The organism is Chromobacterium sp. Beijing, from assembly GCF_021496765.1.
Lineage (GTDB): Bacteria > Pseudomonadota > Gammaproteobacteria > Burkholderiales > Chromobacteriaceae > Chromobacterium.
The window spans coordinates 2,891,328-2,903,464 of sequence record NZ_CP053750.1; the positions used below are offsets into that span (position 1 = coordinate 2,891,328).

Annotated in this window: 12 protein-coding genes and 1 pseudogene; 11 read left to right on the forward strand and 2 right to left on the reverse strand. The window is 65.2% G+C overall.

The annotated features are described in order from the left end of the window. Nucleotides 1-7: 7 nt before the first annotated feature. Nucleotides 8-1,102: an AI-2E family transporter gene (locus HQN78_RS13420; protein WP_107798229.1), complete on the reverse strand. Its 1,095-nt coding sequence runs from the start codon at nucleotides 1,100-1,102 to the stop codon at nucleotides 8-10. An 86-nt stretch (nucleotides 1,103-1,188) separates the two neighbouring features. Here HQN78_RS13420 and purM point away from each other — a divergent pair, with 86 nt between their 5' ends. The 11 genes and pseudogenes from purM (at nucleotide 1,189) to HQN78_RS13475 (ending at nucleotide 10,895) form a co-directional block, all read left to right on the forward strand. Beyond that, nucleotides 1,189-2,226, forward strand: a complete 1,038-nt coding sequence (gene purM / locus HQN78_RS13425; protein WP_107798228.1) for a phosphoribosylformylglycinamidine cyclo-ligase — start codon at nucleotides 1,189-1,191, stop codon at nucleotides 2,224-2,226. Then, nucleotides 2,195-2,422, forward strand: coding sequence for a hypothetical protein (locus HQN78_RS13430; RefSeq protein ID WP_146176566.1), 228 nt, complete (start codon nucleotides 2,195-2,197; stop codon nucleotides 2,420-2,422). The genes purM and HQN78_RS13430 overlap by 32 nt, the downstream gene beginning before the upstream one ends. Further along, nucleotides 2,419-3,048: a phosphoribosylglycinamide formyltransferase gene (gene purN / locus HQN78_RS13435; RefSeq protein ID WP_235084276.1), complete on the forward strand. Its 630-nt coding sequence runs from the start codon at nucleotides 2,419-2,421 to the stop codon at nucleotides 3,046-3,048. Before HQN78_RS13430 ends, purN begins: the two co-directional genes overlap by 4 nt. Before the next feature lie 4 nt (nucleotides 3,049-3,052). Beyond that, nucleotides 3,053-4,222, forward strand: coding sequence for a DUF3108 domain-containing protein (locus HQN78_RS13440; protein ID WP_235084277.1), 1,170 nt, complete (start codon nucleotides 3,053-3,055; stop codon nucleotides 4,220-4,222). After that, entirely contained in the window at nucleotides 4,218-5,468 is a 1,251-nt protein-coding gene (locus HQN78_RS13445; protein ID WP_370646610.1) for an RsmB/NOP family class I SAM-dependent RNA methyltransferase, read from the forward strand. The genes HQN78_RS13440 and HQN78_RS13445 overlap by 5 nt, the downstream gene beginning before the upstream one ends. Before the next feature lie 111 nt (nucleotides 5,469-5,579). After that, complete coding sequence (locus tag HQN78_RS13450) at nucleotides 5,580-6,962, forward strand: chloride channel protein (RefSeq protein ID WP_107798223.1); 1,383 nt, start codon at nucleotides 5,580-5,582, stop codon at nucleotides 6,960-6,962. A gap of 79 nt (nucleotides 6,963-7,041) precedes the next feature. Continuing rightward, complete coding sequence (gene grxD, locus HQN78_RS13455) at nucleotides 7,042-7,353, forward strand: Grx4 family monothiol glutaredoxin (RefSeq protein WP_107798222.1); 312 nt, start codon at nucleotides 7,042-7,044, stop codon at nucleotides 7,351-7,353. A 124-nt stretch (nucleotides 7,354-7,477) separates the two neighbouring features. Further along, complete coding sequence (locus HQN78_RS13460) at nucleotides 7,478-8,290, forward strand: EAL domain-containing protein (protein ID WP_107798221.1); 813 nt, start codon at nucleotides 7,478-7,480, stop codon at nucleotides 8,288-8,290. Nucleotides 8,291-8,427: 137 nt separating this feature from the next. Beyond that, the gene (upp, locus tag HQN78_RS13465) at nucleotides 8,428-9,060 is read left to right on the forward strand and encodes a uracil phosphoribosyltransferase (protein WP_235084279.1); all 633 of its coding nucleotides are present in this window, start codon (nucleotides 8,428-8,430) and stop codon (nucleotides 9,058-9,060) included. 74 nt (nucleotides 9,061-9,134) lie between these two features. Continuing rightward, a pseudogene (locus HQN78_RS13470) lies at nucleotides 9,135-9,551 on the forward strand (N-acetyltransferase family protein); the annotation flags it as partial. A 99-nt stretch (nucleotides 9,552-9,650) separates the two neighbouring features. Beyond that, the gene (locus tag HQN78_RS13475; RefSeq protein ID WP_235089806.1) at nucleotides 9,651-10,895 is read left to right on the forward strand and encodes a uracil-xanthine permease family protein; all 1,245 of its coding nucleotides are present in this window, start codon (nucleotides 9,651-9,653) and stop codon (nucleotides 10,893-10,895) included. Between the two features lie 201 nt (nucleotides 10,896-11,096). On the opposite strand, the gene HQN78_RS13480 is transcribed toward HQN78_RS13475, so the two are convergent. Further along, the gene (locus HQN78_RS13480) at nucleotides 11,097-11,996 is read right to left on the reverse strand and encodes a LysR family transcriptional regulator (RefSeq protein WP_227107041.1); all 900 of its coding nucleotides are present in this window, start codon (nucleotides 11,994-11,996) and stop codon (nucleotides 11,097-11,099) included. Nucleotides 11,997-12,137: the final 141 nt, after the last annotated feature.

The following is a 12,137-nucleotide window of genomic DNA, read 5'->3' on the forward strand; positions in this document are numbered from 1 at the left end:
AAGGCGATCAAACTAGGTTTTGATGTCTATTCCTGATTTTACGCTGATAAAAGCGTGTGTTGAAATAAGCGCGCGCCAGAAAGCGGCAGATCACCAAGGTGGCGGCCGCCATCGGCAAGGCCAGCAGCAGGCCGGCGAAGCCCAATAACTGCCCGAAGGCGAGCAGGGAAAAGATCACAGCCACCGGCGACAGGCCGATGCGCTCGCCCACCAGCCAAGGCGTGATCAGCAGGCTTTCCAGCAATTGTCCGGCGCCGAACACGCCCAGCACCAGCAGCACCTCGCCGGCGGAATCGAACTGCAGCGCGGCGGCCAGGCCCGCCAGCGCGAAACCGAGAAAAGTGCCCAGATAGGGAATGAACACCAGCAGGCCGGCCACCACGCCGATGGCGATGCCGGACTCCAGGCCCAGCAAGGCCAGGCTGGACGCGAAGATCACCGCCATGATCAGCATCACCGACAGCTGGCCGCGCAGGAATTCGCCCAGCACCCTATCCAGCTCCCGCGCCAGGGCCGTCACCTCGTCCGCCCAGCGCCGCGGCACCAGCGTGGCCAGCGTCGCCGCCATCCGCGGCCCGTCCTGCAGGAAATAAAACAACAGCACCGGCAGCAACAAGAGATTGAACAACAAGCCGGCCAGCATGAAACCGCTCTGGGTGGCGCGCAGGGCCACCGCCGACAGCGCGCTCTTCAAGGCGCCGGCGTTGGCGGCCAGCACCCGCTTCCAGCCGGCGGCGTCCAGCTCCAGCTGGATGGCGAACTCGGCGCGCAGCCAGGGCAGCACCCGGCCCTGGGCGAAATCCACCAAGACCGGCAGGCGGTCGATCAGGCCCTGGGTCTGCTTGAACAGCATGGGCGCCACCACCAGCAGCAAGGCGAAGGTGGCGGCCATGCCGGCCAGCGTCACCAAGCCGGCGGCCAGCGGCCGCGGCAGGCCTTTGCCGGCCAGATAGCGCATCGCGGGATTGAGCACATAGGCCAGCACCGCGGCCACCGCGAACGGCGTCAGCGCGGCCGCCAACTGCTGCAACAGCCAGCCGGCGAACAGCAGAGCTGTTGCGCCGATGACCCAGGGAATCAGACGGTTTTGGGAGCGTTTCATCGCGACTTCAGTTAAAATGTGCTGCTTTCGCGTCGGCGAAAGCTTGATGTAAAAATACTTCAAGATTTGCAGAAAGCGAGTTTACCTTGAACACCACTTCCCTCAGTTACCGTGATGCCGGCGTCGACATTGATGCCGGCGACGCGCTGGTCGAGAACATCAAGCCTTATGCCAAGCGCACCATGCGCCCGGAGGTGATCGGCGGCATCGGCGGTTTCGGCGCACTGGTGGAGATTTCCAAGAAATACAAGGAACCGGTGCTGGTTTCCGGCACCGACGGCGTCGGCACCAAGCTGAAACTGGCCTTCGACTGGAATCGTCACGATACCGTGGGCATCGACCTGGTGGCAATGAGCGTCAACGACATCCTGGTGCAAGGAGCGGAACCGCTGTTCTTCCTCGACTATTTCGCCTGCGGCAAACTGGACGTGCCCCAAGCCACCGACGTGATCAAGGGCATCGCCGCCGGTTGCGAACAGGCCGGCTGCGCGCTGATCGGCGGCGAGACCGCGGAAATGCCCGGCATGTACCCGACAGGCGAATACGATCTGGCGGGCTTCGCCGTCGGCGTGGTGGAGAAGAGCGCCGTGATCAGCGGCCGCGACATCGCCCCGGGCGACGTGGTGCTGGGCCTGAAATCCAACGGCGTGCACTCCAACGGCTACTCGCTGGTGCGCAAGATCATCGACCGCGCCCAGCCGGACCTGGACGCGCCGTTCGAGGACGGCCGCAGCCTGCGCGACGCCATCATCGCCCCCACCCGCATCTATGTGAAGCCTCTGCTCAAGCTGATGCAGGCGCTGCCGGTCAAAGGCATGGCCCACATCACCGGCGGCGGCATCACCGAGAACACGCCGCGCGTGCTGCCGGAACATGTCGTCGCCCAGATCGACGCCGCGGCCTGGCCGCAGCCCAAGCTGTTCCAGTGGCTGCAACAGGAAGGCAAGGTCGATAGCCAGGAAATGTACCGGACCTTCAACTGCGGCATCGGCATGGTGGTGATCGTGGCGGCGGAACAGGCGGAACAGGCCGTCGCCCTGCTGCAGGCCGAAGGCGAGACCGCGTACCGGATCGGCGCGGTGCGCGCCCGCAATGGAGACGAACATCAAACTCAGATCGCCTAAAGCGCTGCGTTGGATGCTACTGGCGCCGCTGGCCCTGCTGGCGGCGTTTGTCATTTATCGCGAGGCCGCCATCCTGGCCGACCTCGATCGCTGCCTGGACCTGGGCGGCGGCTGGCACGAACAAGAGTTGCGCTGCATCACCGATGCCGCCGACTGGGAACACTATCTGGCAAAGTCTCCGTCGATTCCATCATGAAGAATATCGTCATCCTGATTTCAGGCCGCGGCTCCAATATGCAGGCCATCGTCGACGCCAAGATCGCCGGCGCGCGCATCGCCGCGGTGATCTCCAACCGACCCGACGCCGCCGGCCTCGCCTGGGCGGCCGAGCGCGGCATCGCCACCGCGGCGCTGGACCATAAAGCCTTCGCCAGCCGCGAAGACTTCGACGCCGCGCTGGCGCAGCTGATAGACGGCCACCAGCCGGACCTGGTGGTGTTGGCCGGCTTCATGCGCATTCTCAGCGCCGGCTTCACCCGCCGCTACGAAGGCCGCATGCTGAACGTGCACCCCTCGCTGCTGCCGGCCTTCACCGGCCTCAACACCCACCAGCGCGCGCTGGAAATGGGCTGCAAGGTGGCCGGCTGCACCGTGCACTTCGTCACCGCAGAGCTGGACCACGGCCCCATCGTCGCCCAGGGCGTGGTGGAAGTGCTGGACGGCGACAGCGCCGACACGCTGGCCGAACGCGTGCTGCAACTGGAACACCGGCTCTACCCGGCCGCAGTGCGCCGCTTCGTCGCCGGCGAGCTGAACATCGTCGCCGGCAAGATCGCCAGCCGCGCCGCGCTTGCCGGCAGCCTGATGGCGCCCGCGCCCTGAACCCATGAAAAGCCGTCGCCTGATCCTGCTGGCCCTGGCCCTGTCGCTCGCCCTGCATCTGGGCGTGCTGGGCTCCGGCCTGCTGCCGGAAGCGGCTTTGGAACTGCCCCCGGATCAGGACTTGCGCAGCATCAGCGTCAAGATGCAGGCGCTGGACGCCGACGAGCCGGCGGCCAAGCCGGCGCCGCAAGGCGCGGTCGCCCAATTGCGGCCGGCCGCGTCCAAGCCGGCGCCGGCCAAACCCAAGCCCGCCGCCAAAAAGGCGGAAGCCTCGGCGCCGCGGGCGGCGTCGGAGCCGATGGCCGCCCAGGCGCGGCCAAACAAGAACGCCGGCAGCGCGCCGCTGGCGGAGGCCAAGCCCGACGCCTCCATGCCCAGTGTGGAGGAAAAGCTCGCTTCGTCGGCGCCGGTCGCGGACAATATAGCGGCGAACGACAAGGACGAGGCCAGCGCGCCGGCGGCCGAAACCGCCGCCGATGACGGCTACATTCACCCCAAGGGCGCGCTGCGCGGCTTTCCGCGCCAGGCCACACTGGGCTACCAAGTGTTCTGGGGTTCGGTCATGGCCGGCACCGGCACGCTGGAATGGAGCCGCGGCAACGGCGGCTACCGCCTGGACATCAGCGCCAATCCCTTTATCGGCCCGAAGCTGCGCTATCTTTCCGAGGGCGGCTTCCAGCTAAAAAACGGGTTGCGGCCGGACAGCCTACAAGCCTGGCGCGGCGAGCAAGCCAAAGAGTCCGCGCATTTCGACTACAATGCGGGTCAGCTGCGCTACGGCGACCAGGGCGACAAACTGCTGGACCTGAAGCCCGGCGCGCAGGACGTATTCAGCCTGGCTTTCCAACTGGGGCTGAAAGGCGGCGAACTGGGACCGGAAGCGATCCAGATCACCACCGGCAAAAAAGTGTACGAGTACCCGATGCGCCCCAGCGGCGAAGCCGTTTACGACACCGGCGCGGGCAAGATCCGGGTCATCGTGTTCCGCGCCCAGGGCGACGGCGACATTAATGAATTCTGGCTGGCGCCGGAATTCTCCAATCTGCCGGTGCGCATCAAGCGCATCGACAAGGATAAGCGGATCGACCTCAGAGCCGTCCGCATCGACGTGAACGGCGCGCCGCAATGGAAGCTGCCGCCGCAACCCACGAGAAAACACAAGAATGACTATTAATCACCATCAACTGAAACATATCGAAACCGTCATCGGCCAGATGATCCGCTTCGACCGCCCGGCCGACGCGGTGCTGTCGGCCTATTTCCGCGAACACAGCAAACTGGGCGCCAACGACCGCCACATCATCGCCGAAACCGCCTTCGGCGCGCTGCGCCGCCTCTTGCAGCTGCGCGCGCTGATCGCGCCGGACAAGGCCACCCCGCGCCGGCTGGCCCTGGTGGCCCTGCTGAAAATCCACAGACTCAACGTCAAGGAGCTGGGCGACGCCGCCAGCGCCGGCGAAAAGGAATGGCTGGGCCAGATCAAGGGCAAGGCGCTGCCGGCCAGCCTGGAAGTGGACGCCGAACTGCCGCAATGGGTGATCGAGCGCCTGGGCGAACAGACGCCGGAACAGGTGATCGCGCTGGGCAAGGGCCTGGCCGAAGGCGCACCGCTGGATCTGCGCGTCAACACCATGAAGATGAAGCGCGACGAATTGCTGGGCCGGCTGCAGGCCGACGGCCTCGAGTGCGAAGCCACGCCCTACTCTCCGCTGGGCATCCGTCTCAAAACCAAGCCCTCGCTGGCCAAGCACGAGCTGTTCAAGGCCGGCGTGTTCGAAGTGCAGGACGAAGGCAGCCAGCTGCTGGGCCTGATCACCGGCGCGCGCCGCGGTGAAATGGTCGTCGACTTCTGCGCCGGCGCCGGCGGCAAGACTTTGCTGCTGGGCGCGCAGATGGCTTCCAGCGGCCGCTTGTACGCCTTCGACGTTTCGGAAAAGCGCTTGGCCAAGCTGAAACCGCGCCAGGCGCGTTCCGGCCTGTCCAACGTCCACCCGCAGCTGCTGGCCTCGGAGAACGACACCAAGGTCAAGCGCCTGGCCGGCAAGGCCGACCGCGTGCTGGTGGACGCGCCCTGCTCCGGCCTGGGCACGCTGCGCCGCAATCCGGACCTGAAATTCCGCCAGAGCCCGGACAGCGTGGCCGAGCTGAACGCCAAGCAGGCGTCCATCCTGGCCTCCGCCGCCCGCCTGGTGCGCGCCGGCGGCCGCCTGGTCTACGCCACCTGCAGCCTGTTGCCGCAGGAGAATCAGGACATCGTCGCCGCCTTCCTGGCCGATCACCCCGAGTTCAAGCTGGTGAAAATGGACGAGGTGCTGGCGGAGCAGAAGATCTCGCTGCAAATGGGCGATTATCTGGAACTGAAACCGCAGTTGCACAATACCGACGGCTTCTTCGCCGCGGTGCTGGAAAAAAACGCCTGAGCATGCTCAAACCCCGGCCCTTGATGCGGCCGGGGTTTGTCATTCCGGGCAATACGCCTTACCATTGAATATTAGAAAAATCTCACATATTCATTCGCAAAGGCCGGCTCCATGCCAGACACCCCCACTGCCAGACAAGTCCGCAGCCGCGTCCAGCGCCGCCTGCGTTACCTCTACTTGTCCGCAGTCCTGTGGCGCCGCCACATCCCGATCTGGACCGCCGCCATTCTGATTGGCCTGATGGCCAGCGTCTTCGCCAACGGCAGCCATCTGTCGCACGCCATCTTCACCCGCATCTACGACAACTCGCCGTACTGGAGCCTGCTGATCACTCCGGCCGGCCTCGCCCTGGCCATCTGGCTGATGCGACATTACTTTCCCGGCTCCGCCGGCGGCGGCATCCCGCAGTCCATCGCCGCGCTGGAAGGCGGCATGCAGGCGCTGCGCGAGCGCATCCTGACCATACGCGCCGCCATCGGCAAAATGCTGCTGACCCTGATCGGCATCAGCTCCGGCGCCACCTTCGGCTATGAAGGCCCCATCGTGCAGGTGGGCGCGGCGATCAAATACTCGCTGAACCGCCACGCGGCGCTGCGCCACGAGGGCGCGGCGCGCAGCTTCATCCTGGCCGGCGGCGCCGCCGGCGTGGCCGCCGCCTTCAACGCGCCGCTGGCCGGCATCGTGTTCGCCATCGAGGAAATGGGCCGCACCTTCGATTTGCGCGCCAGCTCCACCATCCTGCTGTCCGTGATCGTCTCCGGCCTGACCGCCACCGCCATCCTCGGCAATTACAGCTATTTCGGCATGGTGTCGGTGAATATGGAACTGGAGCAGTCCTGGCTGGCCATCCCGGTCTGCGGCATCATCGGCGGCCTGCTCGGCGGCGTCTGCTGCCGCATCATGCTGGCGCTGACCCAGCGCCTGCCCGGCCCGCTGCACGGGTGGCGGCTGCAAAAACCGGTGCTGTTCGCCGCCGGCTGCGGCCTGGCGCTGGCGGTGATCGGCATCGCCAGCGACGGCGTCACCTTCGGCACCGGCTATTTCCGCGCCCGCGAAATCATCGAGGGCAGCGGCGCCGGCATGCAGGGCTACGGCCTGCTCAAACTGCTCAGCATGTTCATCAGCTTCATCAGCGCGGTGCCCGGCGGCATGTTCGCGCCGTCGCTGGCGGTGGGCGCCGGCTTCGGCCTGAACATGGCCAATCTGCTGCCCTTTCTGCCGCAGACCCTGATCGTGCTCTTGGGCATGGTGGGCTTCTTCGCCGGCATGACCCGCGCGCCGATGACCGGCTTCATCATCGTGATGGAGATGACCGACTCCTCGGCGATGATCATCCCCTTGATGGCCACCGCGCTGCTGGCGTCCAATGTGTCGCGGCTGATTACCCGCCGCGCGCTCTACGACGGCCAGGTGCACATCTTCCTGCGGCAATGGCACGCCGCGCAGGCGGCGCCCGCTGCGAAGCAAATTGACCCGCGGGCGGCCGAAAAGTAAAATAACCCATTGAAACGCTCGGGTATTTCGCCGCAGGCGGCCCCGCAGCCACATTGACGATCCAAGCAAGGACCACTGAATGAGCGCGCAACAAACCATCCAGCAAACCGTGACCGACAACCCGGTAGTGCTGTTCATGAAGGGCTCGGCCCAATTCCCGCAATGCGGCTTCTCCTCCCGCGCGGTGCAAATCCTCAAGGCCTGTGGCCTTGAACAGTTCGCGACCGTGGACGTGCTGCAAGACGCCGACATCCGCCAGGGCATCAAGGACTTCTCCAACTGGCCGACCATTCCGCAGCTCTACGTCAAAGGCGAGTTCGTCGGCGGCTCCGACATCATGTATGAAATGTTCCAAAACGGTGAATTGCAAGAGCTGCTGAAAGACCTGTAAGCGCCTCTCCCAGGTCCCGGCCATGGCCGGGACCTTTGTTTTTGAAGCGGAATTTAGCGTTTCGAAAACACCCGCCATGTCATACAATCAGGGTGACATCCGCTTGCCCGACCCAAATCGCCCCATGCCGACACATCAGGAAACCAAAGCCGCCCTCAGCCCCGCCAGCGCCATGCCCATCGAAGAGATCTGGCGCGCCTTGGTCAACGATCAGCTCATTCCCTGGTTTCAGCCGATAGTCGAAATCTCCAGCCGCAAGGTGATCGCCGCCGAGGCGCTGGCGCGTTGGCAGCACCCGGCGCTTGGCGTGCTGTCCCCGGTCAGCTTCGTGCCGGCGATGGAAGAGCGCGGCATGATTCGCGAACTCACCGAACTGATCCTGGAAAAATCGCTGTACGCCTGCAGCGACTGGCAGGAGCGCGGCCACGACATTCCGGTCACCATCAACCTGACCTCGATGTCGCTGGACGATGAAAGCCTGTGCGAGCAATTGCTGCAGAAAGTGCGCATCCTGGGCCTGGAGCCGGCCAAGCTGACGCTGGAATTCTCAGAATCCACGCTGCGCCAGCACTGGCAGAAGGCCGACGCGCAGCTATCCCAGTTGCGCGCCGCCGGCTTCGGCATCGGCATAGACGAGTTCGGCATCGGCGTCACCCTGACCGACAAGCTGTTGATCAGCCATTTCAGCCTGCTGAAAGTGGACCGCGCCTTCGTGCAGGGCGTCAGCTCCAATCAGCATCTGCAAGCCATCCTGCGCGAAGACATCGGCCTGGCCAAGGCCTCCGGCCTCACCACGGTGGCCATAGGCGTGGAGGACAGCGCCGACTTGGCCACGCTGGCCGAGCTGGGCTGCGACGCGGTGCAAGGCTATATCTGCAGCCCGCCGCGAGCCGCCGCCGAATTCTTGCAGTGGATTTCGGAATGGGAAAAGGGGTAAAATACCGCCCCATACCAAATACCCCGCACCGGCAGCCCGGGATCATCGAAGGCTGCCGGCTTCATAATTAATACCAAGAGCTGCTTTTGGCGCGCCCGCGCCGAAAGCAGCTCTTTGCCAAGGTATGGGAACGTCTCATGAACATCACCGTCGTCCAGCATCCGCTGGTGCAACACAAGCTCGGCCTGCTGCGCGAAGCCGACACCAGCACCATGAAATTCCGTCAGCTGACCCAAGAGCTGGCGCGCCTGCTCGCCTATGAAGCCACCCGCGACTTCGAACTGGAAAGCGTCACCATAGACGGCTGGTGCGGCAAGATCGACGTCCAGCAGATCAAGGGCAAGAAGGTCACCGTGGTGCCCATCCTGCGCGCCGGCATCGGCATGCTGGACGGCGTGCTGGACCTGGTGCCCTCGGCCAAGATCAGCGTGGTCGGCCTGGCCCGCAACGAAGAAACGCTGGAACCGGTGTCCTATTTCGAGAAGTTCGTCGGCAACCTGGACGAGCGCATCGCCATCATCATCGACCCGATGCTGGCCACCGGCGGCTCCCTGATCGCCACCATAGACCTGCTCAAGCGCAACGGCTGCAGACAGATCAAGGCCGTGGTGATGGTGGCCGCGCCCGAAGGCGTGAAGATCGTCAACGACGCCCACCCGGACGTGCAGATCTACGCCGCCTCGCTCGACAGCCACCTGAACGAGCACGGCTACATCATCCCCGGCCTGGGCGACGCCGGCGACAAGATCTTCGGCACCAAGCAAGCCTGATCATGAGCCCGTCCAGCGCCGCTGCTCCCACTCCGGAAGCGGCGCTTTTTTGCGCGCCCAGCCCGGCCCCAAGCATGAAAATACGTCCCGCTGCCGCAAGCGACCTCGCGGCGATCTGCCGCCTGGCCGACGAGATCAACCTGCAGCACCATCGCGCGCTGCCGCACATCTTCGCCGCCAACGGCGCCGCCGACCGCGACCGCGCGTTCTGGGCCGGCCTGCTGGACGCGCCCGGCGGCGCGCTGCTGCTGGCGGAATCCGGCGGAGAGGTCAGCGCTTTCATCGCCCTGTCCCTGCTGGAACTCACCCTGCCCTTCCTGCGGCCGCGCCGCATCTGCCGCGTCACCACCCTGGTGGTGACGGCGGCTGAGCGCGGGCAAGGCCAAGGCAGCGCGCTGCTGGCGGCGGCCGAAGACTGGGCGCGGCGGCATTCGGCCGACGAGATCCGCCTGGAGGTGAAGGACTTCAACCAGGCCGCGCTGAATTTCTACCTGCGTCGCGGCCTGGAACCGCAGTCGCGCATTTTGGGCAAGCGGCTGGACCAGGCCCCCGCCCCCATTCAGACCAAGACGAGCCAAAAGGTTAAAACCATGTTCCAACAACTCAAGCTGGCCGTGTCCGGCGCCCAGATCCTGTTCGTCGCCTTCGGCGCGCTGGTGCTGGTGCCGCTGCTGACCGGCCTCAATCCGGCGATGGCGCTGCTGGGCGCCGGCGTCGGCACCCTGCTGTTCCAGCTGTACACCGGGCGCCAGGTGCCGATCTTCCTCGGCTCCTCCTTCGCCTTCATCGGCCCCATCATTTATTCCATGCACACCTGGGGCCAGGGTGCGACGCAGTTCGGTCTATTCTGCGCCGGCTTCATGTACTTCCTGTTTTCCGCCGTGGTCCACTGGCGCGGCATGGCCTTCGTCAACCGGCTGCTGCCCCCGGTGGTGATCGGCCCGGTGATCATGATCATCGGCCTGTCGGTGGCCTCCGCGGCCTCCGGCATGGCGATGGGCGTCGCCGGCGGCAAGCAGGTGACGCCTTACGCGGTGTCCATGCTGCTGGCGGCGATCTCGCTGGCCACCACCGTCATCGTGTCCATCTACGCGCGCGGCCTGTTCAAGCTGGTGCCCATTCTGGCCGGCGTCATCGTCGGCTACATCGCCGCCGCCCTGCTCGGCGTGGTGGACTTCGCCAAGCTGGCCGCCGCGCCGTGGTTCGCGATGCCTGCCTTCCACAGCCCGGAAGTCAATTGGGCCGCCGCGCTGTTCATGCTGCCGGTGGCGATTGCGCCGGCCATCGAGCACATCGGCGGCGTGATGGCGATAGGCGGCGTCACCGGCAAGGACTACACCAAGTCGCCCGGTCTGCACCGCACCCTGTCCGGCGACGGCCTGGGCGTCTGCGTGGCCGGCCTGATCGGCGGCCCGCCGGTCACCACCTACGCCGAAGTCACCGGCGCGGTGATGATCACCCGCAACTTCAACCCGGTCACCATGACCTGGGCCGCGCTGTTCGCCATCGCCATGGCCTTCTTCGGCAAGTTCAACGCGCTGCTGCAGTCCATCCCGCTGCCGGTGATGGGCGGCATCATGGTGCTCTTGTTCGGCACCATCGCTTCCATCGGCCTGAAGACCCTGATCGAGGCCAAGGTGGACCTGATGGAACCGCGCAATCTGGTGATCATCTCGGTGGTGCTGACCTCCGGCATCGGCGGCCTCAGTCTGAAGCTGGGGGATTTCGAGCTGGCCGGCGTCGGCCTGTGCTCGCTGCTGGCCATCGTGCTGAACCTCTTGCTGCCCAAGCGCGCCGCCAGCCATGACGGCATCGTCGAAGGCCAGGACGTGTAAGAAGCTGTTTACGATCTGCTGCGCGTCGTGAGACGTGGCACGGCGAGTACGCCTTCGAAATGCTCATATACCACGTGTACATTCCGCTTTCTCAGCCGTTTTCGCCTTGTCTCGCCTTAGCTCGCGGGATCGTAAACACGCTCTAAGCACCCCCACGCAATTGAGCCTATCCGGCCGGCCTCCTCGCGGACACCGGCTTTTTCACGGCCGCAGCTCGCCCGCCTCCACCGCCTGCTCCAGCCGCTGAATGAACCACTGCAAAGCCTTGCCCGGCTGCGCCTGCTTCCAGGCGAAACACATCTGGTGGTCCGGGCTGTCTTCGGCCACCTCCTTGGCCACCAAGTCCCCGCTGGCCAGATAAGGCCCCACCATGGAGCGCGGCAGATAACCGCTGCCCAGGCCGGCCAGGATCACGTCCAGCTTGGCGCGGCTGCTGTGCACGGTCAGCACGTCCTGGCCGTCCAGCAAACCGCCGGTGCGCGGCTGCAAGCGCCGCGAGGTGTCGCCTATCGCCACCGCGCGGTGCTGGCGCAACACATGCGGCGGCAGCGGCTTATCCTCCGCCGCCAGCGGATGGCCGGCGGCCACCACCAAGACGAAATCGTAACTGCCTATGGTGCGAGTGAAATAATCCCCGGGCGGCGGCATATTGGGCGCGCCTATCACCAGATCGGCGCGGTCGTCGTACAGCGCGTCCCAGGTGCCACCGAAAATCTCGCTGCGGAAAATCAGCCGCGTGGCCGAGGCCAGTTGATCGAATTCCGCGATCAAGGGAATCACCTGGGCGAAATCCACCAGGTCTCCGATCACGATGCGCAACTGGTGTTCCCAGCCCTGAGCCTGCTTGCTGACGCGCAGCTCCAGCTGACGCGCCGCGTCCAGCAGATGCCGGCCGTCCTTGAGCAGGCGCTCGCCGGCCGGCGTCAGCCGGGCGCGGTGGCCGCTGCGGTCGTAGATCTGCACGCCCAGACTCTGCTCCAGTTTCTGCACGGTATAGGTGACCGCGGACGGCACCCGGAACAGTGCGTCCGCGGCGGCGGCGAAGCTGCCGTGATTATCGATGGCGTCCAGCACCAGCAAAGCGTCGAGAGATAGTTTCATATTCAAATTTACTGATGGTTCAGTGCAAATCATTCCGCTATCTGCGGCGAAAAAACATCCTTAATATTCAGTCACTAAGTCGCACAGCCCGCCAGAGCAGGCTAAGCGGCTTCTTAGCGGAGCGCCGGATAGATTCTAGCA

Bases quoted from the DNA above. Each gene is read 5' to 3' on its own strand.
- HQN78_RS13430 (WP_146176566.1), top strand. From the start codon at position 2,195: ATGGAGACGAACATCAAACTCAGATCGCCTAAAGCGCTGCGTTGGATG.
- HQN78_RS13440 (WP_235084277.1), top strand. From the start codon at position 3,053: ATGAAAAGCCGTCGCCTGATCCTGCTGGCCCTGGCCCTGTCGCTCGCC.
- HQN78_RS13475 (WP_235089806.1), top strand. From the start codon at position 9,651: ATGTTCCAACAACTCAAGCTGGCCGTGTCCGGCGCCCAGATCCTGTTC.
- HQN78_RS13420 (WP_107798229.1), bottom strand. From the start codon at position 1,102: ATGAAACGCTCCCAAAACCGTCTGATTCCCTGGGTCATCGGCGCAACA.
- purN (WP_235084276.1), top strand. From the start codon at position 2,419: ATGAAGAATATCGTCATCCTGATTTCAGGCCGCGGCTCCAATATGCAG.
- HQN78_RS13480 (WP_227107041.1), bottom strand. From the start codon at position 11,996: ATGAAACTATCTCTCGACGCTTTGCTGGTGCTGGACGCCATCGATAAT.
- grxD (WP_107798222.1), top strand. From the start codon at position 7,042: ATGAGCGCGCAACAAACCATCCAGCAAACCGTGACCGACAACCCGGTA.
- upp (WP_235084279.1), top strand. From the start codon at position 8,428: ATGAACATCACCGTCGTCCAGCATCCGCTGGTGCAACACAAGCTCGGC.
- HQN78_RS13450 (WP_107798223.1), top strand. From the start codon at position 5,580: ATGCCAGACACCCCCACTGCCAGACAAGTCCGCAGCCGCGTCCAGCGC.
- HQN78_RS13460 (WP_107798221.1), top strand. From the start codon at position 7,478: ATGCCGACACATCAGGAAACCAAAGCCGCCCTCAGCCCCGCCAGCGCC.